General features: G+C 57.4%; 21 protein-coding genes and 1 pseudogene. 11 read left to right on the forward strand and 11 right to left on the reverse strand.

Annotated elements, in window-relative coordinates; genetic code table 11:
- Genes WLY71_RS14890 through lptM form a run of 4 tightly spaced genes read right to left on the reverse strand, consistent with a single transcriptional unit; the run spans position 1 to position 3,005 of the window.
- Positions 1-726, reverse strand: coding sequence for a DUF484 family protein (locus WLY71_RS14890; protein ID WP_129440062.1), 726 nt, complete (start codon positions 724-726; stop codon positions 1-3).
- A gap of 13 nt (positions 727-739) precedes the next feature.
- Positions 740-1,570: a diaminopimelate epimerase gene (gene dapF / locus WLY71_RS14895; RefSeq protein ID WP_347804147.1), complete on the reverse strand. Its 831-nt coding sequence runs from the start codon at positions 1,568-1,570 to the stop codon at positions 740-742.
- A 4-nt stretch (positions 1,571-1,574) separates the two neighbouring features.
- On the reverse strand, positions 1,575-2,822 hold the full coding sequence (gene lysA, locus WLY71_RS14900; RefSeq protein WP_347804148.1) for a diaminopimelate decarboxylase: 1,248 nt from the start codon (positions 2,820-2,822) through the stop codon (positions 1,575-1,577).
- A 9-nt stretch (positions 2,823-2,831) separates the two neighbouring features.
- Positions 2,832-3,005 (reverse strand): LPS translocon maturation chaperone LptM, encoded by a 174-nt coding sequence (gene lptM / locus WLY71_RS14905; RefSeq protein WP_075946461.1) that lies wholly within the window; start codon positions 3,003-3,005, stop codon positions 2,832-2,834.
- A gap of 239 nt (positions 3,006-3,244) precedes the next feature.
- On the opposite strand from lptM, the gene cyaY reads away from it, so the two are divergent.
- A complete protein-coding gene (cyaY, locus tag WLY71_RS14910) occupies positions 3,245-3,577 on the forward strand; it encodes an iron donor protein CyaY (protein ID WP_046045086.1) in 333 nt (110 codons plus the stop codon).
- Between the two features lie 4 nt (positions 3,578-3,581).
- Complete coding sequence (locus tag WLY71_RS14915; protein WP_347804149.1) at positions 3,582-3,806, forward strand: DUF1289 domain-containing protein; 225 nt, start codon at positions 3,582-3,584, stop codon at positions 3,804-3,806.
- Between the two features lie 222 nt (positions 3,807-4,028).
- Here the strand turns inward: WLY71_RS14915 and WLY71_RS14920 are convergent, their stop codons facing one another.
- The 3 genes from WLY71_RS14920 to WLY71_RS14930 are packed head-to-tail and all read right to left on the reverse strand — an operon-like array spanning position 4,029 to position 8,244.
- A complete protein-coding gene (locus WLY71_RS14920; protein WP_347804150.1) occupies positions 4,029-6,272 on the reverse strand; it encodes an alpha-ketoglutarate-dependent dioxygenase AlkB in 2,244 nt (747 codons plus the stop codon).
- Positions 6,269-7,393: an AAA family ATPase gene (locus tag WLY71_RS14925; protein ID WP_347804151.1), complete on the reverse strand. Its 1,125-nt coding sequence runs from the start codon at positions 7,391-7,393 to the stop codon at positions 6,269-6,271. The genes WLY71_RS14920 and WLY71_RS14925 overlap by 4 nt, the downstream gene beginning before the upstream one ends.
- Complete coding sequence (locus WLY71_RS14930; protein ID WP_347804152.1) at positions 7,390-8,244, reverse strand: hypothetical protein; 855 nt, start codon at positions 8,242-8,244, stop codon at positions 7,390-7,392. Before WLY71_RS14930 ends, WLY71_RS14925 begins: the two co-directional genes overlap by 4 nt.
- Before the next feature lie 741 nt (positions 8,245-8,985).
- On the opposite strand from WLY71_RS14930, the gene rnk reads away from it, so the two are divergent.
- Positions 8,986-9,396 carry a nucleoside diphosphate kinase regulator gene (gene rnk / locus WLY71_RS14935; RefSeq protein ID WP_309676548.1) on the forward strand — a complete coding sequence of 137 codons (411 nt, stop codon included), beginning with the start codon at positions 8,986-8,988 and terminating at the stop codon, positions 9,394-9,396.
- Between the two features lie 7 nt (positions 9,397-9,403).
- On the opposite strand, the gene WLY71_RS14940 is transcribed toward rnk, so the two are convergent.
- The 3 genes from WLY71_RS14940 to WLY71_RS14950 form a co-directional block, all read right to left on the reverse strand.
- On the reverse strand, positions 9,404-12,250 hold the full coding sequence (locus tag WLY71_RS14940; protein ID WP_347804153.1) for a class I adenylate cyclase: 2,847 nt from the start codon (positions 12,248-12,250) through the stop codon (positions 9,404-9,406).
- Between the two features lie 206 nt (positions 12,251-12,456).
- Positions 12,457-12,702, reverse strand: a complete 246-nt coding sequence (locus tag WLY71_RS14945) for a TIGR02647 family protein (protein ID WP_008150272.1) — start codon at positions 12,700-12,702, stop codon at positions 12,457-12,459.
- 216 nt (positions 12,703-12,918) lie between these two features.
- Positions 12,919-13,215 (reverse strand): hypothetical protein, encoded by a 297-nt coding sequence (locus WLY71_RS14950; RefSeq protein WP_347804154.1) that lies wholly within the window; start codon positions 13,213-13,215, stop codon positions 12,919-12,921.
- Positions 13,216-13,339: 124 nt separating this feature from the next.
- Here WLY71_RS14950 and WLY71_RS14955 point away from each other — a divergent pair, with 124 nt between their 5' ends.
- Complete coding sequence (locus WLY71_RS14955) at positions 13,340-13,999, forward strand: glutathione S-transferase family protein (protein WP_347804155.1); 660 nt, start codon at positions 13,340-13,342, stop codon at positions 13,997-13,999.
- Between the two features lie 119 nt (positions 14,000-14,118).
- On the opposite strand, the gene argH is transcribed toward WLY71_RS14955, so the two are convergent.
- Positions 14,119-15,513 carry an argininosuccinate lyase gene (argH, locus tag WLY71_RS14960; RefSeq protein WP_347804156.1) on the reverse strand — a complete coding sequence of 465 codons (1,395 nt, stop codon included), beginning with the start codon at positions 15,511-15,513 and terminating at the stop codon, positions 14,119-14,121.
- A gap of 346 nt (positions 15,514-15,859) precedes the next feature.
- On the opposite strand from argH, the pseudogene WLY71_RS31355 reads away from it, so the two are divergent.
- The 7 genes and pseudogenes from WLY71_RS31355 to WLY71_RS14990 all read left to right on the forward strand — a co-directional run.
- Positions 15,860-15,976, forward strand: a pseudogene (locus tag WLY71_RS31355) (sensor histidine kinase); the annotation flags it as partial.
- Positions 15,973-16,719, forward strand: coding sequence for a LytR/AlgR family response regulator transcription factor (locus tag WLY71_RS14965; RefSeq protein ID WP_283182153.1), 747 nt, complete (start codon positions 15,973-15,975; stop codon positions 16,717-16,719). The pseudogene WLY71_RS31355 and the gene WLY71_RS14965, both read left to right, overlap by 4 nt.
- Before the next feature lie 137 nt (positions 16,720-16,856).
- The gene (hemC, locus tag WLY71_RS14970) at positions 16,857-17,798 is read left to right on the forward strand and encodes a hydroxymethylbilane synthase (RefSeq protein WP_129440084.1); all 942 of its coding nucleotides are present in this window, start codon (positions 16,857-16,859) and stop codon (positions 17,796-17,798) included.
- On the forward strand, positions 17,795-18,562 hold the full coding sequence (locus WLY71_RS14975) for a uroporphyrinogen-III synthase (protein WP_347804157.1): 768 nt from the start codon (positions 17,795-17,797) through the stop codon (positions 18,560-18,562). Before hemC ends, WLY71_RS14975 begins: the two co-directional genes overlap by 4 nt.
- Positions 18,563-18,578: 16 nt before the next feature.
- A complete protein-coding gene (locus tag WLY71_RS14980) occupies positions 18,579-19,730 on the forward strand; it encodes a uroporphyrinogen-III C-methyltransferase (RefSeq protein WP_347804158.1) in 1,152 nt (383 codons plus the stop codon).
- The gene (locus tag WLY71_RS14985; protein ID WP_309676540.1) at positions 19,727-20,965 is read left to right on the forward strand and encodes a heme biosynthesis protein HemY; all 1,239 of its coding nucleotides are present in this window, start codon (positions 19,727-19,729) and stop codon (positions 20,963-20,965) included. The genes WLY71_RS14980 and WLY71_RS14985 overlap by 4 nt, the downstream gene beginning before the upstream one ends.
- Before the next feature lie 344 nt (positions 20,966-21,309).
- Positions 21,310-21,861 (forward strand): disulfide bond formation protein B, encoded by a 552-nt coding sequence (locus tag WLY71_RS14990; RefSeq protein ID WP_347804159.1) that lies wholly within the window; start codon positions 21,310-21,312, stop codon positions 21,859-21,861.
- Positions 21,862-21,978 lie beyond the last annotated feature (117 nt).

Raw genomic sequence — 21,978 nt, forward strand, 5'->3', positions numbered from 1 at the left:
TCAGCGTACCGAGCGCAGGGAGGTGTTGACCCGTGGCAGCACGCGGCCCATGACTTCGGCGATGTAACTGAGGAACAGCGTGCCCACCGAGCTCTTGTAGTGCTGCGGGTCGCGGCTGGCGATGGCCAGGACGCCGTGGATGCCTTGGTAGCTGATGGCGACGACGGCGGTGGAGCCGATCTGTTTGCGCTGCTCTTCGCCAAACAGGAAGTCCAGTTCGTGTTCACGCAGGCTGCCGCTGACGCTTTTGTCTTCCGAGAGCAAGCCGCCGATGGCCGTTTGCGCGTCGGCATGGGTCACCCAGCGACCCACCGGCATCGGGTTGTCACCCAGCAGGATCAGGCTGACGAAGGGCACCTGGAAGTCCTGGCGCAGACTGTCTTCGACGCTGATCACCACGTCTTCCAGGCTGGTGGCGTCCATCAGCGCGAGAATCAGGCGGCGGGTCTTGTCGAAAAGGCGGTCGTTGTCGCGGGCCACGTCCATCAAGTGAGAGAGGCGATGCCGCAACTCGATATTGCGGTCGCGCAGGATGGTCATCTGCCGTTCGACCAGCGAAATGGTGTCGCCGCGCTGGTGCGGAATGCGCAAGGTTGCGAGCAGTTCTTCATGCTCGACGAAGAAATCCGGATGAGCCTCCAGGTACGCGGCAATCGCCGCCGCCTCAAGGCTTTCGGAAGGGGATTCGTCGGGCTGTAGGGCGGGAACCTGGGGCTTATCTTTCATGGATTCGACTCTCTCAAAGACGCACTTGTCCTTCATAAACGCGTACTGCCGGGCCGGTCATCATGACCGGTTGGCCAGGGCCTGCCCATTCAATGAACAGACGCCCGCCGGGCAGGTCGATCAATAGCGGCGAATCCATCCACCCCTGGCTGATCGCGGCCACTGCGGCAGCGCAAGCGCCGGTTCCGCAGGCCTGGGTTTCCCCGGCCCCGCGTTCCCAGACGCGCAGCTGCGCACGGTTGCGGTCGATGACCTGGAGAAAACCGACATTGACCCGCGCCGGGAAGCGCGGATGATTTTCGATTTTCGGCCCCAGTTCATGCACCGGCGCGTTGTTGATATCGCTGACCCGCAGCACGGCATGGGGGTTGCCCATGGACACGGCGGCCAGTTCGACTGCAATACCGTCGACGTCAACCTGATAACTCAGGGCCTGTTCCGGCGCGTCGAACGGAATGTCGGCCGGCACCAGGCGCGGTGCGCCCATGTTGACACCGATCTGCCCGTCGCTGCGGATATCCAGTTCGATGATGCCGCTTTTGGTCTCGACGCGGATCTGCCGTTTCGCGGTCAGGCGCTTGTCGAGCACGAATCGCGCGAAGCAGCGCGCACCGTTGCCGCACTGTTCCACTTCGGAGCCGTCGGCGTTGAAGATCCGATAGCGGAAATCCACGTCCGGGTTGCTGGGCGCTTCGACGATCAGCAACTGGTCGAAACCGATACCCGTATGCCGATCGCCCCATTGCTTGGCGTGTTTGGGCAGGATGTGCGCATGCTGGCTGACCAGGTCGAGGACCATGAAGTCATTGCCCAGGCCGTGCATCTTGGTAAAACGCAGCAGCATGGTTTTACTCCGGCAGCAGGCTTTCGCCAGCAAACAACTCGGCTACCGTCTCACGGCGACGCACTTCAAATGCCTGATCACCGTCCACCAACACTTCAGCGGCACGGCCGCGGGTGTTGTAGTTGGAACTCATGACAAACCCATAGGCACCGGCCGAATGCACGGCCAGCAGGTCGCCTTCTTCCAGGGCCAACTGGCGATCCTTGGCCAGGAAGTCGCCGGTCTCGCAGATCGGCCCGACGATGTCGTAGGCACGGGCAACGGAATTGCGCGGGCGCACGGCGGTGACGTCCATCCAGGCCTGGTACAGCGCCGGGCGGATCAGGTCGTTCATGGCCGCGTCGACGATGGCGAAGTCTTTGTGTTCGGTGTGCTTGAGGTACTCGACCTGGGTCAGCAGCACGCCGGCGTTGGCGACGATGAAGCGGCCCGGTTCGAACACCAGCGCCAGGTCGCGACCGTCGAGACGCTCGCGCACGGCTTTGATGTAGTCGGCAGCCAATGGCGGCTCTTCATCGCGATAACGCACGCCCAAGCCACCACCGAGATCGATGTGGTGCAGATAAATGCCGCAATCGCCGAGGCGGTCGACCAGGCCCAGCAGGCGGTCGAGGGCATCGATGAACGGCGGCAGGGTGGTCAGTTGCGAACCGATGTGGCAATCGACACCGACCACTTCCAGGTTTGGCAGTTGGGCGGCGCGGATGTACACGTCTTCGGCGTCGGCGATGGCGATGCCGAACTTGTTCTCTTTAAGACCGGTGGAAATGTACGGGTGGGTGCCGGCGTCGACATCCGGGTTCACTCGCAGCGAGATTGGCGCGCGAACGCCCAGCTCGGCGGCGACCAGTTGCAGACGTTCCAGCTCATCGGTGGATTCGACGTTGAAGCAATGCACACCGACTTCCAGGGCGCGACGCATGTCATCACGGGTCTTGCCGACACCGGAGAACACGATCTTGTCGGCGCTGCCGCCAGCGGCCAGTACGCGTTCCAGTTCGCCACGGGAGACGATGTCGAAACCGGCGCCCAAACGCGCCAGGACATTCAGTACACCCAGGTTGGAGTTGGCCTTGACCGCAAAACAGACCAGGTGCGGCATGCCGGCCAGCGCATCGGCGTAAGCCAGGTACTGGGCTTCGATGTGTGCACGGGAGTAGACGTAGGTCGGTGTGCCAAAGCGTTCGGCGATGGCGGACAGGGCAACACCTTCCGCGAACAGCTCACCGTCACGGTAGTTAAAAGCGTCCATGGCGTTCCCTTATTGGTAGACGTCGTGCTTGTGTGCTTTCGACGGCTGCTTTTGCGAGGACTGAGCCTGCTCGGCAGGATCCTGAGAATCGTCAGGCAGGTACAGCGGGCCTTTTTGACCGCAGGCCGACACAAGGCAGGCAACCGCGAGGAGCGCAGCAAGGGAAGAGATCAGGCGCTTCATGGCGAAATCCTTGAAAATGCGTTAATTGCGCCGGAGTATACCGGCCACCCGGCAGCTTGCCTATGCGACGGGGCTCCCGTCCGGCGGGGCTTGGGCCGTAGCGCGGTAACTTGTCCTGCGCGGTACACGGATATTTCGTAACGCTATCGGGCCCTTGGTCGTTATCCTTTGCAATCACCGGGGCTCGCCCGTATCTTGCGGCGCTTGAGCGTGAGTAGACACTTTTTGAGGTTCCCGCAATGAGTTTGACTGAAGCCCGTTTCCACGATCTGGTCGATGCCACCCAGCAGACGCTGGAGGATATTTTTGACGAGTGTGACCTGGATATCGATCTGGAGAGCTCGGCCGGTGTGCTCACCGTCAAGTTCGAAAATGGCAGCCAGTTGATCTTCAGCCGTCAGGAGCCGCTGCGGCAGCTGTGGCTGGCGGCCGTTTCCGGTGGTTTCCACTTCGACTACGACGAAGAGAGCGAGCGCTGGATGTGCGACAAGAGCGAAGAGCAGCTGGGCGAAATGCTTGAACGCATCGTCAAGCAGCAAGCTGACGCCGAGCTCGATTTCGAAGGTCTGTGAGATCGTGACCCAGCCTGTGCCCGTTCGTCCGCCCAAACCGCTCTACAGCAATGTCAGCCCGGCGGTGGCTTCGCCGTGCAGCGGTGTGTGTCGGCTGGATGAGCAGAAGGTCTGCCTTGGGTGTTTTCGCCATGTCGAAGAGATCCGCGAATGGCGCTCGGCCGATGATGAGCGGCGGCGTGTCATTTGTGCGCAGGCCACTAATCGTAAAGCCACTCGACTGTTTTGATATTGGCAATCTGAGAAGCGATCTGGGTCTTGTTTTTAATTTGGTATCATCTAATTGATTACGTGAGGCCTTACCTGCATAGACTGTTTGTGGAAGTGCGGTATATCTGTATCTATAAAAAGTAGGTTTATAACAATACGCGTGAAGAGTCGTACGGTTCGATGTGCCATTCGATGATCTTTAATTCTCGCGCGACTTATCAGGAGAAATTGAATAAAATTTTTAAGGTGCGGTATCTACTTTCCTAAAAGTGATTGATATACGACGTTCTCTTAGTATTCCTGCTTCTTTGGATCGTCGAGGGATTTCATGGTACCAATCACTGCGAGACTCTCCACCTAGCACTGCAGCGCTTCGACGATTGAGTACCACTTTATACTTTTCTTCCGCATCGAGTTTAGTCTTACGACTGAACACCATCTCCCAGCTTTCGAGAAGACTAATTGTTACCACGGCACCACGAAAGCACGGAATACAGTCAATGTGTTTCGATATGCTTTGATTGCCAAGATATTCATTTACTATGACTTGGTCCGGAAGCTCCGACAAGTATTTTTCCTTAACGAGTCGCTTGCCCAAACTTTCGGCCCATTTTGGCAGCGGGCCCAAATAAGCAGAGGGAAGGATTTTTCTAGCTTTATAGTCATAGCGCCAGCCGTAGTGCTGCACTCTGCGGGTCATTGAAGAATCCCAAGGGGCCTTTTCGATAGAGGCAAGAAAAGAGGATTCTTCTTTTGGTGTAATAAAGTCTTGAATAATTAGCAAGCCTTTAGGTGGCGTCTCCGAAATTACTTCAGTGCGCTTAGATGCGTTTCTCGCAGAGATTGGTTGCCTCGGATTTAGATTCAAAACTGGCGTTTCGATTGTGTCGAAGTTTGTTTGCTTTTTGGTTTTTTCCACTGTTGGCGGATTGGGTATAGGGGACTGGAGCGATGATGTTGCAAGCCAGTTTCTGAAAGCCTTTATATCTAAGCTTTGCTTCAGTTCTCCTTGCGGCCCAAGAATAATTTCAAATCTTCCATTGACCTGCAGCTTGGCCTTGGAAAGATCTAAGCTGGAATTGTTGTCGCCAGCTAAGTCATAGCTACCTTCATCCAAAACCAATGTTCTTTTGATTAATTCTGGGCAAAATTGTGTTGCCACATTTTCGGCGCTATCCCTATATAGGGGAATCCCGAAGTCGAGTTCATACCATCGGCCTCGATTGCTGACCTTGTGCAAGGCAATTATTTCGGAACCTTTTTTTACATGGAATTGATCGTCCTCTATAAGCCAGTTCACCGAGCCTTGGTTTATAGTCTTCCAATCGCAGGATGATTTTTCATCCACAAGTTGCCAAGTGCGCAAGGCGAGGAATTTTCTGGCCTCAAAGTTTCCTCTTAAATGCAGAGGTAAAGATCGAAACCCGCACAGGTAGCCAGCCAGTATCGCTCCCGTCCACCAAGCGCCTGGAGCAATGGATGGCCAATCTTTTTTCCAAGTTACAAAACGTTCCGGTGTATGTCGTAGTAAAATCAACTGAAATGCCAGCTCTAGCAAATCGTCTTTGATGCCCAAGTCTCGAATATTTCCGAGATCTTTTAGTAGTTTTTCAGTCGACTCTTCCAATTGAGACAGACGTTGGATATCACCACCCATCAATCGGGCTTTGTTACACACCGTATGTAGTACTACGTCTGATCTCCAATTTTCACGTGTCTCAGGGTAGGAAAAGACCTCAATTATCGCGCGCCATAAAGACGGCCGACTACCGTCAGAGTCGTCGTTGGGAGTCCACGGAGTAAAAGCTAGCCATGGGGCATCAACAATCTTCGCTGACGCAATGGGTTGATCTTTTGAAAGAGAGTCACATAGAACTTGTAACCAAGGCCCTATAGCGGGAACACATTCAAGTGCCATTGCTGCGGCACCGCGAAATAAATTCCAATTTTCAGGACATTGCTTGGTCCCGAACGGGAAGTTTTTGCGCGCAGGTGTTGGAACTTTAATTTTGTTTCCAGAAATTACTTCAACGGGTTGCTGAGGTGACTCTATATCCGCGAAATTACGCACCTGTGCTAGTAAGTGAGCACGAGTCTCATGGGAAGGCATCGTGAAACGACCAACCGCAAAAAGAGGTAAAGGGCCGTTCCAAAGAATCGCTTTATCTGAGGGGCCCACGTTACTCAGCGAGACACTTATCCAAGAACCTTCACGCCAAGCCATGACGTTTGAGTCGGGTAATTTCGCATGATCGAAGCAGACTCCTACCGCTGTAAAGTTTGAAGGAATAGCGGTCTCGCATGGCTCGCCAACTCCCAACAACACTCCACCTGACTTGTCTGGATACAGCCATTCTTCGCTGAGAAATCGCATCCAGGACCGATGATCCAGTTCAATCACGAGGGGTGGTTGAATTTTAGGCGTCTTCGTCTTGGGTGCCGGATCGTTCAGAAAATCCAGCTGAGTATCGGGGTAGTTTTTCATTGTTCAAGAATAGGGTTAGGCGGTAACGAGGTCAATTGTCTTGCGGATAAGACGCCCACACCGGCAGGTCCGTTAATCAAGACCAATTTATCCCTCGCTCGAGCGCATAACATGTAGAGACGCCGTGTTTGAAGCGGCTCCAGAGGAGGTAAGGATCGGGTAAGGTCCTGTAGGTAGAGGGTATCGAATTCTAAACCGATTGCTGATTCTCCCGAGAGGATGGTGATCCCGTGATCTCGCATTTGAATGGCCCTCTCGGCCCCTGGTGCGTCTGAATTGATGTATGAATCAACACGAGCTTGGGGCAGGCGCTGGCGCAGGAGGTATGCTAAGTGCTCGACATGATGGGTATTAAATACAATCACACCGATAGATTCCGCCCTGTTTTCCAAGCGTGTGGCAACGGTATCAGCTAAGCTTTCCCATGAAGACATAGCCACCAAATTTGGACGATCAAAGCCGCTGCCCCTCCTGGGTGTTGCAGTCGGCAGAAGTCTGTCGGTATGAAAGTGTGCAATTACGTCGGCAATTTCTTGAGTGTTTCGATGATTCATAGTCAGTACTAAAGCTTCTCTGAACCCAGCAGCAGCCAGATCGCTAATACGACATCCAGCATTGCTCGTCGATTGGTGTTCGTCTGCGAAGACGGAGACAGCCCTAGCTTTATATCGTACTGCCCATATGATGAATTCAACAGGCAAATTTTGCCCTTCATCAATGATCAAATGATCCAGATCAGGTTGAGCTTGCACTTCGTCATATTTTCTAAAAACTTCCTGCCAGTCGGGTTCGTAAGGATCGTACCGGGATGCTTTCGGTACATACTCACCGAAACGCTGGTAGTACTCTTTTGAAAGATAGGAGTGCATTGTGGTAGAGCGAATCTCGGCCCCTTCATTCTCCCTAGCCAACTGTTCTGCAACGGCTGAGAGTAGCCTGTTCCGTGTAATTAAAACAACTCGACGTCGTAGCTCGGGACTTACCAAGAGACGGGCGCGCCAAATGGCCATGGAGGTCTTGCCAGAACCAGGTGGGCCTACAACTAAAATTGATTCATCAGGAAGGCTGTCGTAAACAGCGTGTTGCTCTGGTACTAATTCGTTAAAGCTTGGCAGTCTCATGGCTGAAACTCTGCAATAGGTATCTTTGAGATAGAAGGGCTTACAAAAAGTGCATAATGGATTAGACGATCTTTATCGCAATCCTTAAAGAGCTCCGTAGCCTCGATATGCTCTTCAAATCCCGCGGCAATTAAGTTTTTACTGAATGCTGGGTATAAGGTTCGAGCTCCTTCTCGACCTGTGTTGGTGTATAACAATACCGCAGCTCCGAGTCCGACGTTTTTTCGAGATGTCTTTATTTGTTCGACAAGCAGACTTACGTCAATGCTACTACTGGCCAAAAGGTAAGATAGAACAAAAATCGTAATTTCAGATGCGCGCGTCGGACCAAAATTGATTTCATCTATGTTCTGGTAGAAGCTTATTTGTGTTCTCGGGTTAAATTCCCCGAGGCCTTGAATAGACTCTGCTAGCTGTTTTCCAAATGAACACATCGTGGATGAATGATCAACGCCGAAATACCTAAAGGCTACGCTATTGCCAACGACATTTGCGAGTGCTAGACCCGCAGTGAAAGGTCCGCAACCAATATCAATCACTGTTGCGTTTTTGAATTTATCTAGATCAGGCAAGAGCTTGGTAAACGCATGGATTAACTCATCAACGTGTGCTTTCTGATTGAGGTATGCATAAAGCATCACTCTATCCAAAGGCGTCAAATCTTGGATCGGATGATCAAAATTTGCTTGGCCTCCACCGATCGCATGATTGAAAAGCCAGCTGATTTCTCTTCCGAGGAGTTTACCGTTTCTGGTGCGAGGGTCATTTTGAATTGGGCGCACAATTAGCTGAGAGCGAAGTTCCTCAAGCCAAGGCTTTCTATTTGGCAATTTTTCCTCCTTGAGAAGCATAGCTTCCGTTATTATTTTTCTACAGGCCGTCGATTTTTACATAAATAGCACATGGCCATATGTGAGGGCTAGAGGAAAAATAGGGATGCTCCTGTTTCGCGCCCCTTACGCGCTGGAGATATAGTGGTCAGCTATGTGTTGATGGCGGTTGAGGTGGACAAGTATCTTTTAAGGATGCTCCGGCGGTATGCGCAGTGGAGGCTGAGCTGGTTGGTTTTAGGTCGTAGGTAGCGAAGCTACTGGGCGCCATTGTCAGGGCTCTTGTTGCGGCCGCATAACATTGGTCGATCACCTGCGTCGATCATTCCGTAGCACATCATAGAAGCGAGAAGCGAGTGACTCGGCATCATCATGCTTGTTTGCAGAGGAGGCGAAGGCGTCACCTGCCTTGTCGATCAGCTCCGGCGGCCCCTGACTTCTTTGTGATCCAGAAGTTAGCCATTTGCGTAGACGCAGGCTGAAACGGGTGACGTATCGTTTCAATGATGGCGTCGTAATCCACCAGTCCGACGGGCATTGTGATGTCGGTGTCGAGCCTGCACTCCGACCATTCTTTTACGACTGAATGCCATTACTGGTGAGCCATGCGAAATTGCGCTAGCGGTCCGGTGCTGACTTGTATATTTATTGAGCTGTGATAGTGTCCGGGTACGCCTCAACTCATCGAGGCTCGTGAAAACCCCGCCTTTTTCTGGCGGGGTTTTGCTTTTTCTGTGCAGAAGAAAGGAGTCTGCCCAAATCATGACCGCACCTTCAATTACCCTTACCCGTCTGGACGTGCAACGTCTGGAGCGCCTGATCGACAGCCTGGATGACACGCTGCCGGGCGTTATCGCGCTGCAAACCGAACTGGACCGCGCCGATACCCTGGTCGGTCACGATGAAGTACCCGCCGATGTCGTGACCATGAATTCCCGTGTGCATTGCCGCGAAGAAGGCAGTGGCAAGGACTATCACCTGACGCTGGTTTATCCGAAGGATGCCAATGCCGACGAAGGCAAGATTTCCATTCTGGCGCCGGTGGGCAGTGCCTTGCTCGGCCTGAAGGTGGGTCAGCATATCGACTGGCCGGCTCCGGGCGGCAAGACGCTCAAACTGACGCTGCTGGAAGTTGAATCGCAGCCTGCCAATGGCGGCGCCTTCCCGGAATGACGTTCCCTCAGACCTGCTCGAGCGCCTCGTTCAATGCGCGCTCCAGGTCAGCCTTGTAGCGCAAATACAAAATGCTTGAACTCTGACCATCACCGAGCAGGCCCGACAGGTCCAGGTCGGTGATGTAGCAGCGATAGCGTTCGGTTTCACGGCGCTGCTCGACGATTTCCCGGGCGACCACGCTGAACAGTTGGTCGCCATGTTCCAGCTCTGAAAACTCCCGCTGATTGCAATACAACGTGACTTGCACCTGTCCTGGTGCGGCTTTGCCGACAATCGCCTGCACGTCGTAGAACGGTTTGTTGACCGGGGTTTGCGGCGCTGGCAGGGATTCGACCCGACGCGCCCGTACAGGGCCGGAGGGCAGCAGTTGGTAGTACAAGGTGTCCAGGCTCAGCGGCTGGGCGACGTCCATCGACAGCAAGGCGTCGCGCCGGTACTGGATCGATTGCAGGAAACGTTGCAACGGCACCAGCAGGCTTTGCTCGTCGTGATAGGGCAAGCGCTGCTGCCACAGGGCATTGAATTCATCCAGTACGTACAGGTCGGCGCGGTATTCGTTGATCCGGTAAAACACCTGAATGCAATCGGGCTGGCCCATCGGCAGGACCAGCGCCAGGTCGTGGTCTTCCAGTGCCATCGGGTCCAGGTGCAGCGGGCTGTAGCTTGCCAGCTCTTCGCCCAGGTAATTGACCAGCGCCGGCAGCGTGGCGAGGGCGACATGATTGACCTGGCCAGGCACCAGTTCCAACACGTGGTAGTGCTGCTGGACCTGAATCAGGTAGCGATGATTGAGTTTGCTCAGCAGCAGGTTCTGCGCGGTGTCGAGGATCTCTTCGACCCGCCGGGCGATGAACTGTGCGCGGTTGTGGCAGAAGCAACGAACTCGCAACGTGGGTTGTTGTAGCCCGTCGGGCAGGTTGTTGAGGTAATCGCGCACGCAGTCGAGCAGTGCGTGGGGGCCGTCGAAGCGGTTGACCAGCACTTCGTTCCAACTATTGAGCGTGACCTGATCCAGGGTCAGCACCAGGTTTTCCCGGACGCCGGCGTAACTGAGGGAGTCGGTGCGCTCGGTGGTCATCAGGATGTTCAGGTCGCGGTGGTGCTTGAGTGGATCGACGCCGACGTTCACCAGAATCAGCACTTCACTCGGCACACTGGCGCGCAGTAACGGTTCTTCGACGACGGTCGTCAGCGGCAGGACGATGCTCTGTTGCAGGCTGCCGAGCAGGTTGAACAGTTCGAACTCGCTCAGGTCGCTGCTGCCGGGATGCAAGGCCAGGCGAGTGCTGCTGTCGATCACGCCATTGCGGTGACACCAGGTCAGCAGTTCCAGCAATTGGCGGCTGCGCTTGATCGGTGCGAAATGCTCCCACTCGAGGGCCGTCAGACTGCCGTTGTACAAACCCCACTGAGGTTGACCCGATTCTTTTTTGTTCGGCGCATGCACCAGCGTGAGGGTGTCTTCGGCCAGATCCGGGGCGATACCAGGGTTGATGAACTCGACCTTGTCGGCCTTGCGCTCGAAGGCCGCGTACAGTCGTCGACCCAGCACGTTGAGGTCGCGCTTGTTGATCAGGCTGACGGTCTGTTCGTTGCGGGCGAACTGGGTCAGGAAGCGATAGCTGTAATTGAGCTCGTTGACCAAGGCCCTGCGTTCAGAGCTGACCTGACGGACTTTCCACTGGCTGCGGCTATCGAGCAGGGCCAGTTGACGATGATCCCACTGCCATTCGTGGGCCAGGCGTTTGAGCAACGAACGCTGCCAGCTCTGAGTGCGACTGCTGCTGCCGGTGAGTTTGCGATTGACCTTCAGGTACAACGCCCGGCGTACCAGCTCCAGCCGTTCCGGCTCGCCACGGGCGGTGAGGTATTCCTCGAGGCGTCGGTAGACCACGACGTACGGGTCCAGCTCGTCAAGGTCGAGCCGATTGGCAAGCACCGCTTGCTTGAAGCGCAGGCTCAGGCAATGAACCTTGGGGTGTTCGCTGGCATAGACCTCGGTCAGCAGCAGTTTGAGGACCGATTTGTACGGCGACTCGATGCCCTTGAATAACTGCCAGAGTCCGGCGCCGATGAACTCCCCCGGCGGGATATAGGCCAGATGGCCCAGGTCCAGGGTTTCGTCGGCACGGATGAAGCGCTTGGACATCAGGGTGTGGGTGTAACGGTCGTAGCTCGCTTCTTCGTAGACCGGCACCAGCCACCAGACAGGCGTGCGTCCGGCCAGCCAGATCGCGGTGCGATAAAACTCATCCAGTAGCAGATAGTGCTGGGTGGTGCCGCAGTCTTCCGAGCTCAGTTGCGTATCACGGTCGCCGCGTACGAAACGGGTTGGGTCGATCAGGAAAAAATGCGCCTCGGCGCCCTGACTGGCAGCCCAGATTTCGAGGAGCTGGCATTTTTTGCGCAGTTCAGTGAGCTCGCTTTCGCTCAAGTCCGGCCCGTGGCAGACCCATACATCCATGTCGCTCTGGTCGGCCTGAGCGAGGGTGCCGAGGCTACCCATCAGGAACAAGCCGTGAATCGGTCGCGGCGGATTGCTGCCGTGGCGGGGCTTATAGGAAAACGAGCGGGTCAGGCGTTGGGCTTCGGCGAGGGCGTTGGCGTCGGGTTCGTAATTCGACAGCCCAGCTGGCGTGCTGCCCGAAACGTACCCCGGCAACAGCGGATGATTGACGTGGAAAAACAGCGGCAACAAGGTCAGCACCGCTTGCTGGCGGGTCGACAACCCTTCCATGGCGCGGGCCATACGGCCTTCATTGAGCTTCAGAAAACGTGCGCGCAGTTGGCTGAGAACCTTGCGGTCGATTCCCTCGTCCAGATCGGGGCGGATTTCATGGGTGCGGGTCATGTCAGCTCAAACCGGCTCGCGGGGCTCAGACGTGGGTGTCTGCGGATGAGGGGCAGTTTAGCGCCTCGGCTCCAGGACTTTTAAGCTGATTTTGTTTTTTCTGGCGTCAGATTTTTATCGCGGGGCGACGGCAGGTAACAGGCAGGTAACGAAATGTGCCCGCGGAAATCCCGTAGCAGGGGTTTCCGTGGGCGCTACGGCAATGCTCAGGCAGTTTCCCGGACGTTGAGAATGGTCAGAACGGTTTGCACATTTTGCGCGGCATCACGGCCCAGGCTGGTCAGATAACCGCCATCGGGCTGAGTGATCAGTTCTTTGTCGAACAGTCTTTGGGCGGCGGCAATGGCTTTCGGGGCAGCGGTCTGATGAATTTTCAAACCTTCCTGGGAACTGTCCAGGTTGAAGAGTGCGAGGATTTCCAGTTCGGCAACCAACTCAGGGGTAAGCGACATAAGGACTCCAGACTTTCTAGGAATTGGACGACAGCGTCCCTAAGGTGATCCCACTCGGGCGGCATGTCCAGTGCTCGCGACAGGGTTTTTTCGCCTTGGGAAGCATTCCCCGGTGGGTGGTGCGGCAGCGGGGTGGATTCAGTGTAGTCAGAGTCTGAGAAACGGTTGCCTGAATTGAAAAAGATCGCAGCCTTCGACAGGTGCGATCTTTTGATCTTATTTCTTTTCCGGCGGCAACTCTGGCAATGCACGCAACGCGGCTTCATACCATTCAGTGTTGAACGCGCGGTCTTCTTCGAGGATCGCGTCGATTTCCACGGCCAGAACGTGGGCCATCAGATTGAGGATTTCTTCACGCTCGTAACCCACCAATGTCAGCTTGTTGAAGGTTGCCTTGGCGGCTGGCGGATTGTCGCTTTCGATCTGGTTTTCGATGGCTTCGACCAGGGTGTTTTCGGCGAATTCTTCTTCGTCGATGTCGTCATTGTTGGTGCCGGGGGTTGGCTCGCTCATGGCAGGCTCCTCAAGTTAAGGCGGCCAGTTTACCTGCATTCAGCGCTGTGATGCTGCTGGCAAGAAACGTCGCGGCGTTCTATAAAAGGCACCTGCCAACCCCGCACGGCCTGGAGGCTATGTAATGCTCAAGCTTTATGGATTTTCCGTCAGCAACTACTACAACATGGCCAAGCTGGCGCTGCTCGAGAAGGGACTGCCGTTTGAAGAGGTACTGTTTTACCCGGGGCCGAGCCCCGAGGCATTAGCCGTCAGCCCGCGCGGGAAGGTGCCGGTGCTGGGTGTCGAACAGGGTTTCGTCAACGAAACCAGCGTGATTCTCGAGTTCCTCGAACAAAGCCAGAAAGGCACGCCGCTGTTGCCGAGCGATCCCTTTGAGCGTTCGCAGGTCCTGGCACTGGCCAAGGAAATCGAGCTGTACATCGAATTGCCGGGGCGTGCCTGCTATGCCGAAGCATTTTTCGGCATGACTGTGCCGGATGCGATCAAGGACAAGACCAAAGCCGAGTTGCTGCTGGGGTTTGCCTCACTGGGCAGGCACGGCAAGTTCGCCCCTTATGTGGCAGGTGACAGCCTGAGCATTGCGGATTTGTATTTCCTCTACAGCGTGCCGCTGGCCTGTGCGGTGGCGCAGAAGCTGTTTGACCTGGATTTGCTGGCTGAGATGCCGGCGGCCAAGGCGCTGTTGGAACGTCTGGGGCAAAATCCGAATGTGCAGCGGATTGCGAAGGACAAGGACGCGGCAATGCCAGCGTTTTTGGAGATGATCGCGTCCAAAAAGTAGGTTTTGTAGTGCTCTGAAGTCAGTCATCGCGGGCAAGCCCGCTCCCACAGGTTTCTCTGTCTGCCATAGATTTTGGCCAGTCGGAGATCCTTGTGGGAGCGGGCTTGCCCGCGATGCTTTTAACGGCTGGCGAGTAATTCCTGGCCGCGAGCCACAGCCTTCTTGACCTGTGCCGGCGCAGTCCCGCCGATGTGGTCACGGGCATTCACCGAGCCTTCCAGGGTCAGCACGGCAAACACGTCCTGATCGATCTGGTCGCTGAACTTGCGCAACTCTTCCAGGCTCATTTCCGCCAGGTCTTTACCGCTTTCCACGCCGTACTTCACGGCATGGCCAACGATTTCGTGGCAGTCACGGAACGGCAGGCCACGACGTACGAGGTAGTCGGCCAGGTCGGTGGCGGTGGAGAAGCCGCGCAGGGCTGCTTCACGCATCATTGCGTGCTTGGGTTTGATCGCCGGGATCATGTCGGCAAAGGCCCGCAGCGAGTCGCGCAACGTGTCGGCAGCGTCGAACAGTGGCTCTTTATCTTCCTGGTTGTCCTTGTTGTAGGCCAGGGGCTGGCCTTTCATCAGGGTCAGCAGGCCCATCAGTGCGCCGAATACGCGACCGGTCTTGCCACGCACCAGCTCTGGAACGTCCGGGTTTTTCTTTTGCGGCATGATCGAGCTACCGGTGCAGAAACGGTCCGGCAGATCGATGAACTGGAACTGCGCGCTGGTCCACAGCACCAGCTCTTCGGAGAAGCGCGACAAGTGCATCATCGCGATGCTCGCGGCCGAGCAGAATTCGATGGCGAAGTCACGATCGGACACGTTGTCCAGCGAGTTGCCGCCCACGGCGTCGAAGCCCAGCAGTTGAGCGGTGTATTCGCGGTCGATCGGGTAGGTGGTGCCCGCCAGTGCGGCGCTGCCCAGTGGCATGCGGTTGGTACGCTTGCGGCAGTCGACCAGACGCTCGTAGTCGCGGCTGAGCATCTCGAACCAGGCCAGCATGTGGTGCCCGAAGGTTACCGGCTGTGCGGTTTGCAGGTGAGTGAAGCCGGGCATGATGCTACCGGCTTCGCGCTCGGCCTGCTCCAGCAAGCCTTTTTGCAGGCGGGTGATTTCGCTCAGGATCAGGTCGATCTCGTCGCGCAGCCACAGGCGGATGTCGGTGGCGACCTGGTCGTTACGGCTGCGGCCGGTGTGCAGCTTTTTACCGGTGACGCCGATGCGGTCGGTCAGACGCGCCTCGATGTTCATGTGCACGTCTTCGAGGTCGATGCGCCAGTCGAACTGGCCGGCCTCGATTTCACCCTGGATGGTCTTCAGGCCATCAGTGATGCTGTCGCGCTCGGCATCGGTCAACACGCCGACCTTGGCCAGCATCGTGGCGTGAGCGATCGAGCCCATGATGTCGTGGCGATACAGGCGCTGGTCGAAAGTGACGGAGGCGGTGAAGCGGGCGACGAAGGCGTCGACGGGTTCACTGAAGCGGCCGCCCCAGGACTGATTGGTCTTGTCAGTGCTCATGAATTCGCTCGTGTCGGCTGAAGAAAGATGGCGTAGAAAGCTGTCGCGAATAATAACAGGGTTGCCAATCCTGTCGCTGACACTGGTCGATACGTTTTTTTCTCAGGCGGCGGTCCATACTCGAATCAACGCCGAGGGGATTTGCGCAACGATATTTTTCAATTGCGCAATATCGTGCCGGCAACCGTCTACAGTTGGACAGTAGGATCAGCGCACTTCCAGACGCTGCAGCTGACTATAAGAAGAGGGGGTGTTCATATTGTGTATCAACAAACCCTACGGCGATGCCTCGCCAACGCGGGCCTGGGCCGCCAAACGCACGACAGATGAAAATTTAGCCGTCGGACGGGCGGCACTTTTTGGCCCTCGCGCTAGTCTTAGCGTGGATCGCGGTGACGGACGTCACTTCACCTGTCTACGCTATCCTTGTGCGAGACTCACGCAGGAATCCAGCGCAATATGAATGTCCTGATCGTTGATGACGAACCCCTTGTCCGCGAGCGCCTGAGCCGAATGGTTGGCGAACTCGAGGGATACAGTGTCCTGGAGCCTAGCGCCACGAACGGCGATGAGGCGTTGGCTCTGATCGACAGCCACAAACCCGATATCGTGCTGCTCGATATCGGCATGCCGGGCCTCGATGGCCTGCAAGTGGCTGCACGATTGTGCGAACGCGAAACCCCGCCCGCCGTGGTGTTTTGCACAGGGCCCGATGAATTTGCCGTGGAAGCCTTACAGGCCAGCGCCGTAGGCTATCTGGTGAAACCTGTGCGTACAGAACAATTGCATGAAGCGTTGAAAAAAGCCGAGCGGCCCAATCGCGTCCAGCTTGCGGCCCTGACCCGTCCCGCCGCCGAAAGTGGCAGCGGCCCGCGCAGCCACATCAGCGCCCGTACCCGTAAAGGTATCGAACTGATCCCGTTGGGTCAGGTGGTCTACTTCATTGCGGATCACAAATACGTGACCTTGCGCCACGAAGGCGGCGAAGTGCTGCTGGATGAGCCGCTCAAGGCCCTTGAAGATGAATTTGGCGACCGCTTCGTGCGCATCCACCGCAACGCGCTGGTCGCCCGCGAACGCATCGAACGCCTGCAGCGCACGCCTCTGGGGCATTTTCAGCTGTTCCTCAAAGGCTTGAACGGCGATGCCCTGATCGTCAGCCGACGGCATGTGGCCGGCGTGCGCAAGATGATGCAGCAGCTTTAATTCGCCATTTACGGGCGGGTTTCATCCCGGTTGCTGGATGTCTGAGGCCAGGGAGGCCACGCGGTTTCTGATACAAGTCAAAGTGGATTTGGCTGAGCTGTTATTATCCGCCGTATCTATTCAGTACGGATTGATCCATGTCCTCTCGCGAAATCCGCATCGCCACCCGTAAAAGTGCTCTCGCCCTGTGGCAGGCCGAATACGTCAAAGCTCGTCTGGAAGAGGCCCATCCGGGTCTGCTCGTGACGTTGGTGCCCATGGTCAGTCGCGGTGACAAGTTGCTCGACTCGCCACTGTCGAAAATCGGTGGCAAGGGCCTGTTCGTCAAAGAGCTTGAAACCGCGCTGCTGGAAAATGAAGCCGACATCGCTGTGCACTCCATGAAAGACGTGCCGATGGACTTCCCTGAAGGCCTCGGTCTGTTTTGCATCTGCGAGCGAGAAGACCCGCGTGATGCCTTCGTTTCCAATACCTACGCCAGCCTGGACGAATTGCCGCAAGGCAGCATCGTCGGCACCTCCAGCCTGCGCCGTCAGGCCCAGTTGCTGACCCGTCGTCCCGACCTGGAAATTCGCTTCCTGCGCGGCAACGTCAACACGCGCCTGGCCAAGCTCGATGCCGGCGAATACGACGCCATTATCCTCGCTGCTGCCGGCCTGATTCGTCTCGGCTTTGAAGATCGCATCACCTCGGCCATCAGCGTCGACGACAGTCTGCCGGCCGGTGGCCAAGGCGCGGTGGGTATCGAATGCCGCAGCGTCGACAGCGAAATTCACGCGCTGTTGGCACCGCTGCACCATCAGGACACCGCCACCCGCGTGACCGCCGAACGGGCTCTCAACAAACATTTGAATGGCGGCTGCCAAGTGCCGATCGCCTGCTATGCCGTGCTTGAAGGCGAGCAGATCTGGTTGCGTGGTCTTGTTGGTGATCCGAACGGCGGTCTGCTGCTCAGCGCCGAGGCTCGTGCGCCACGTAGCGAAGCCGAAGCCTTGGGCGTGCAAGTGGCTGAAGACCTGCTGAGTCAAGGCGCCAACGACATCCTGAAAGCGGTCTACGGCGAGGCAGGTCACGAGTGACGGGCTGGCGCCTGCTGCTGACGCGTCCCGCGGATGAGTCGGCGGGGCTGAGCAGTCTTTTGGCCGAAAAGGGGATTTTCAGCAGCAGTTTGCCGCTTCTGGAGATCGAGCCGATTCCTGTCTCTGACACAATGCGCGAGGTGATTCAGGGTCTGGATCGCTATTGCGCGGTGATCGTGGTCAGCAAACCGGCCGCCAGAATTGCTGTGGATCTGCTCGACCGGTATCGGCCGCAACCCCCTCGTTTGAAGTGGTTCAGCGTGGGCGCAGCCACCGCGCAGATCCTCGAGGATCGCGGGTTGGACATCCGCTTCCCGTTGGATGGCGATGACAGCGAAGCCTTGCTTGAACTTCCTCAGTTGCGCGAGGCAATCGCGCGGCCCGATCCGCGCGTGCTGATCATGCGCGGGGAGGGCGGGCGCGAGTTGCTGGCTGAGCGTTTGCGCGAGCTTGGTGCTAGTGTCGAGTATCTTGAGTTGTACCGCCGCGACCTGCCGCAATACCCGCCGGCAGCGCTGCCTGACCGGATCGAAGCGGAACGCTTGAACGGGCTGGTGGTCAGCAGTGGACAGGGTTTTGAGCACCTGCATCAATTGGCCGGCGATGCCTGGCCGCAATTGGCGCGGTTGCCGTTGTTTGTTCCAAGCCCCCGGGTCGCCGAGCTGGCACGTGCCGCCGGGGCCCAAACAGTTGTGGATTGTCGTGGCGCCAGTGCCGCGGCTTTGCTGACGGCGTTACGGGAGCATCCCGGACCCGTTCTCTAATGCAAAGGATGGATACGTGAGCGAAACAGCCTTGCCGAAAGATGACGTCCAGCCAGTGCTCGATGCACCGGTTGAAGCACCGGTTGAAACTGGGCCTGCTGCAGCGCAGCGCCGAGGCAATGGGCTGGCAATCGTCGCGCTGCTGCTGGGCGCTGCCGGTGTCGCCGTGGGCGGTTGGGGAGTCTGGCAGGTGCGTCACCTGCAAGCCAATACTCAACTGCAGTTGAGTCAGGTCCAGGCATTGAACGATCAGGCGCAGGACCTGAAGCTCAATGAACAACGCCTGACTGCTCGCCTGGAACAAATGCCTGCCGCCGACGAGCTCGATGCGCGCAGTCGTTTGGTCACTCAACTTCAAGGCGATCAGCAACGCTTGAATCAACGTCTGGAAACGGTTCTCGGCGCCAGCCGCAAGGATTGGCGTCTGGCCGAGGCCGAGCACCTGCTGCGTCTGGCCAGCCTGCGTCTTTCCGCGTTGCAGGACATCAGCAGTGCCCAGGCCCTGGTGCAGGGCGCCGATGAAATTCTGCGCGAACAGAACGACCCGGGTTCCTTTGCCGCTCGCGAGCAAGTGGCCAAAACGCTGGTGGCATTGCGTAGCACCCAACAGCCGGATCGCACCGGTCTGTTCCTGCGACTGGGGGCGCTGCGCGATCAGGTGATCAGCCTCACCGAGCTGGCACCCGAGTACAAGGACCGGGGTGAATCCCTGTTGGGTCTCACCGCTGATGGCGACGGCGCCAGTCGTTGGGCGCAATGGTGGGATCAGGTCTCGCGCTACATCCGCATCGACTTTAACGCCGACAAGAATGTGCGTCCGTTGCTGGCCGGGCAGAGCCTGAGCCAGGTGCGCCTGGCCCTGAGCCTGGCGCTGGAGCAGGCGCAATGGGCCGCGCTCAATGGCCAGGCCGCGGTTTATACCCAGGCGCTTGCCGAAGCGCGGGACGTGCTCAAGGGCAACTTCAACCCGGACAACCCTCAGAGCAAAGTGATGCTTGAGCAGGTTGGCGAGTTGAGCAAGCAACCGGTCACCGTTGTCACGCCAGACCTGACCGGCACGCTGAGTGCGGTTCAGGGGTATCTGGAGCGGCGTAATGTCAACGCCGAGGACTCGATCAAACCGATGGCCAAACCTGCCGCGGACACCGCTCAGGAGGCGACGCCATGAAACGCCTCTATGTGATCGTGTTCCTGGTGATCGCCGCTGCTGCCGCGCTGGGGCTGGCGATTGCCGAGCATTCCGGTTACGTGCTGATCGCCTACAAAAGCTTCCGTTACGAATCGAGCCTGTGGGCAACCCTGGCGTTGGTCGCCGTGCTCTGGCTGGTGTTCTGGGGCATCAAGGCGTTGATCGAATTGGTGACGACCTCCAGTGGCGTGGTCAATCCATGGTCGCGGCGCAATCGCAGTCGCCGTGTGCAGGTGGCAATTGAACACGGTCAGCTGGATCTGGCCGAAGGTCGCTGGGCCAGTGCGCAGCGTCATCTGCATCGGGCAGCGGAAGCCGAGCGCCAGCCTTTGCTTTACTACCTCGGCGCTGCCCGGGCCGCGAACGAACAAGGTCAATACGAGGAAAGCGACAACCTGCTGGAGCGCGCTCTGGAGCGACAGCCTCAGGCAGAGTTGGCAATTGCCCTGAGCCACGCACAATTACAGACCGACCGCGGCGATACCGAAGGCGCCCTGGTGACCCTGCAAGCCATGCACGAGCGTCATCCTCATAACGTCCAGACCTTGCGCCAGTTGCAGCGCTTGCACCAACAGCGGGGCGACTGGTCGGCCGTGATTCGTCTGCTGCCGGAGCTACGCAAGGACAAGGTCCTGCCACCGGCCGAACTGGCCGAACTGGAACGCCGGGCCTGGGGTGAGAACCTGTCCCTGGCGGCGCATCAGGAAGAAGACGGGACGGTCGGCTTGCAATCGCTCAATCGCGCCTGGCAGCAGTTGACCTCAGCTCAACGCCAGGAGCCGCAACTGGTGCTCGCTTATGCCGAGCAACTTCGGCAACTGGGTGCTCAGGTCGAGGCCGAAGAGATCCTGCGGACGGCTCTCAAGCGCAACTATGACAGTCATCTGGCGCGCCTCTACGGACTCGTTCGCGGTAGCGATCCGGCACGTCAACTGCACACCGCCGAGGGCTGGCTCAAGGATCATCCGGCCGACCCGAGCCTGCTGCTGACCCTGGGGCGCTTGTGTCTGCAAAGCAGCCTTTGGGGCAAGGCCCGGGATTATCTGGAAAGCAGCTTGCGCGTGCAGCGCAACCCGGAAGCCTGTGCGGAACTGGCGCGGCTGCTGGCGCAGCTGGGTGACACCGAGCGCAGCAATCAGTTGTTCCAGGAGGGCTTGGGCTTGCTGGACGAGCGCTTGCTGGCGGCACCGTTGCCGGTTCCTGTTCACGCGTGATTCCTGCCCCTGTAGCAGCTGACGCAGCCTGCGTTCGGCTGCGCAGCAGTCGCAAAACAGACACCACGGTTTGGTCAGGCGAGTCGCATAAACTTGGACGACTGCTGCGCAGCCGAACGCAGGCTGCGCCAGCTGCTACAGGGGGCGGGAATCGCTTCGAATCCGCCACTGTTTCAGCGTTGTAATCCTTCGCCGGCAAAGTCCTACAGAGGACTACACCTAATCGTCTCGTTCCTGTCGGGAATTCCCTACACTTCTGTTGAAGTGTCCCCGCTGGCCTGCCTTGAAAGGCTGCAGCGCTTTCCTCTACCGTAACTGCCTGTCTCTACTGTTACGGAAATGCCATGTCTTTGGCCTGCTCACGCTCTTTGTTTTTCATGGCTTTCATTGCAGGTGCCCTGGCCCTGGGCGTGTCCTATTACCTGGAATATGCGGTCGGCCTCAAGCCTTGCGGGTTGTGCCTGTTGCAGCGCTTTTGCCTCGCGTTGCTCACGGGTGTCTGCCTGGTGGCTTCGGTCCATGGGCCGGGCCGCTTTGGCTCTTTCCTGTATTGGATGCTCGGGCTGTTTTGCAGTCTGGCGGGTACGGTCACGGCGTGGCGGCAGGTATTGCTGCAGAGCGATCCAATGCATCAGCTGTTGACGTGCTCGCCCAATCTGGCAGTTCAGTACGAGGATATGCCTTGGTTGTGTCAGGCCACGCAGATGTTTAAAGGGGAGGCCGAGTGCGCGGAGATTTCCTGGACACTGTTCGACCTGAGCATTCCTGAATGGAGTTTGCTGTTCTTCATGGCGATGACAATTCTGGGAATTTATCAGCTGCTGCGCGTTGTCTGGAAAGCCTGTCTGCGACCGCTCAGCGGCGGTTCGTCGCACCGGGCGCTGGCGGGTGATTAAACACTTGTATGAACTTTATCTCCTGCGTACCTTGAAGCCATTGTCGCGCGGGCATAATCTGGCCCGCACGTGTCATTGGAATTATGTTGCTCGAATGACGCTCTGCCTGGCCGATAC

Origin of the sequence: Pseudomonas rossensis (assembly GCF_039888995.1) — a bacterium.
Taxonomy (GTDB): domain Bacteria; phylum Pseudomonadota; class Gammaproteobacteria; order Pseudomonadales; family Pseudomonadaceae; genus Aquipseudomonas; species Aquipseudomonas rossensis.

Bases quoted from the DNA above. Each gene is read 5' to 3' on its own strand.
- WLY71_RS14890 (WP_129440062.1), bottom strand. From the start codon at position 726: ATGAAAGATAAGCCCCAGGTTCCCGCCCTACAGCCCGACGAATCCCCT.
- dapF (WP_347804147.1), bottom strand. From the start codon at position 1,570: ATGCTGCTGCGTTTTACCAAGATGCACGGCCTGGGCAATGACTTCATG.
- lysA (WP_347804148.1), bottom strand. From the start codon at position 2,822: ATGGACGCTTTTAACTACCGTGACGGTGAGCTGTTCGCGGAAGGTGTT.
- lptM (WP_075946461.1), bottom strand. From the start codon at position 3,005: ATGAAGCGCCTGATCTCTTCCCTTGCTGCGCTCCTCGCGGTTGCCTGC.
- cyaY (WP_046045086.1), top strand. From the start codon at position 3,245: ATGAGTTTGACTGAAGCCCGTTTCCACGATCTGGTCGATGCCACCCAG.
- WLY71_RS14920 (WP_347804150.1), bottom strand. From the start codon at position 6,272: ATGAAAAACTACCCCGATACTCAGCTGGATTTTCTGAACGATCCGGCA.
- WLY71_RS14925 (WP_347804151.1), bottom strand. From the start codon at position 7,393: ATGAGACTGCCAAGCTTTAACGAATTAGTACCAGAGCAACACGCTGTT.
- WLY71_RS14930 (WP_347804152.1), bottom strand. From the start codon at position 8,244: ATGCTTCTCAAGGAGGAAAAATTGCCAAATAGAAAGCCTTGGCTTGAG.
- rnk (WP_309676548.1), top strand. From the start codon at position 8,986: ATGACCGCACCTTCAATTACCCTTACCCGTCTGGACGTGCAACGTCTG.
- WLY71_RS14940 (WP_347804153.1), bottom strand. From the start codon at position 12,250: ATGACCCGCACCCATGAAATCCGCCCCGATCTGGACGAGGGAATCGAC.
- WLY71_RS14945 (WP_008150272.1), bottom strand. From the start codon at position 12,702: ATGTCGCTTACCCCTGAGTTGGTTGCCGAACTGGAAATCCTCGCACTC.
- WLY71_RS14950 (WP_347804154.1), bottom strand. From the start codon at position 13,215: ATGAGCGAGCCAACCCCCGGCACCAACAATGACGACATCGACGAAGAA.
- WLY71_RS14955 (WP_347804155.1), top strand. From the start codon at position 13,340: ATGCTCAAGCTTTATGGATTTTCCGTCAGCAACTACTACAACATGGCC.
- argH (WP_347804156.1), bottom strand. From the start codon at position 15,513: ATGAGCACTGACAAGACCAATCAGTCCTGGGGCGGCCGCTTCAGTGAA.
- WLY71_RS14965 (WP_283182153.1), top strand. From the start codon at position 15,973: ATGAATGTCCTGATCGTTGATGACGAACCCCTTGTCCGCGAGCGCCTG.
- hemC (WP_129440084.1), top strand. From the start codon at position 16,857: ATGTCCTCTCGCGAAATCCGCATCGCCACCCGTAAAAGTGCTCTCGCC.
- WLY71_RS14985 (WP_309676540.1), top strand. From the start codon at position 19,727: ATGAAACGCCTCTATGTGATCGTGTTCCTGGTGATCGCCGCTGCTGCC.
- WLY71_RS14990 (WP_347804159.1), top strand. From the start codon at position 21,310: ATGTCTTTGGCCTGCTCACGCTCTTTGTTTTTCATGGCTTTCATTGCA.